This window comes from Vibrio sp. Vb1574 (genome assembly GCF_033338675.1).
On sequence record NZ_JAWOTC010000330.1, the window covers coordinates 1 to 1,178 of the forward strand.

Below are 1,178 nucleotides of genomic sequence, written 5' to 3' on the forward strand. Positions count from 1 at the left end.
ATGAGGCAGAAGCAAACCGCCCAATAGATATTCTGGTCAGTGATATTGAAATGCCGGGGTTGGATGGTTACGAGTTAGCGTTTGAAGTGCAAAATGACTCAGCTCTTAATCACTCGTACCGCATTCTGCATACTTCACTGTCGAGTGAGATTTGTGTCGATAGAGCGCATCAAGTTGGCGCTCACGAAGCGTTAGAAAAGTTTAATGCTGGTGAGCTCATCGAAGCTATGCTCCGCGGGGCAAAAGAGCTAGAAGCCAATGCCATGGCTTCTTAACGTTTAACTGAACATAATATGTGGCTTTGTGTTCACTCGAAATCGTTATCACTTTGTCGTCATTTCAACGATTTATTGCTGACTATTGATGACACTGCGACGCTTAAGGCGCGTGTACTAAAACGACTTGTCTACAGCGTTTACTTCTTTGGCATAGCGTAGCTGCGAGACACAAACTCAGTTTCTTCCACTTGGTAAACATGATTAATGTAAGAAGCCAAGCTGTAAATGACATTGGCCATTAAGTTGGCGTAACGAAACAGAATCGGCGCTGGTTGCTTTTTCCCAGCATGCTCTATCGCGACGAGTGCTCGAACGGTTTTCTTTGCTTGGCAGCGGCACAAATGCAGTTGACTAGACGTAGCATGGCCACCGGGCAGCACAAAACCTTTAAAACCACCGTCTATGCGCGCTTTTATGGCCTCATAGTCTGCTTTCAGCTCTTCAACTTCCGATTCTGTAATCGCTAACTTGCCACGCACCGAACCATTGAGATGGTAAACATTAGGCTGAAGGCGCGTGAGAATATCTCGACTGAAGTCGTCCAATTCCATCGACAGCCCCAACCCAATCCGGCTGCACAACTCGTCTGCGGTGATCTCGAAATCGCACACAGGGCTATCTTCGTAAATAAAGGGATAACAGATCTCGCTCAGTTCCTTGCTTACAGGTCTCATGCTGTTGTTCCAATGTAAAAAAGGGAGTCAGTAGAACCTAACTCCCTCTTAGTAATCATAAAAACGACGTCCGCATTAGGCGTTTTCGATTTTCTTGTGGCCTTCTTGTAGATGCACAAAATCAACCAAGTCATCGCCTGAGACTTGATACGCTTGACCGAACCCTTTTACGAACAAACCTTTCTCAGCTTTAAGGTTGAACAGTACAAAGTCTTCAAGCTGGCTT

At 45.8% G+C, this 1,178-nt stretch carries 2 protein-coding genes and 1 pseudogene; 1 reads left to right on the forward strand and 2 read right to left on the reverse strand.

Features of this window, described 5'->3' with window-relative positions; genetic code table 11:
• Nucleotides 1–275: response regulator (locus R7O12_RS25950; RefSeq protein ID WP_318117979.1), on the forward strand; the 275-nt coding region annotated here is incomplete at its 5' end.
• Nucleotides 276–415: 140 nt separating this feature from the next.
• Here R7O12_RS25950 and R7O12_RS25955 read toward each other — a convergent pair.
• Nucleotides 416–952, reverse strand: a complete 537-nt coding sequence (locus tag R7O12_RS25955; protein WP_318126931.1) for an ATP:cob(I)alamin adenosyltransferase — start codon at nucleotides 950–952, stop codon at nucleotides 416–418.
• Between the two features lie 75 nt (nucleotides 953–1,027).
• A pseudogene (locus R7O12_RS25960) lies at nucleotides 1,028–1,178 on the reverse strand (heme utilization protein HutZ); the annotation flags it as partial.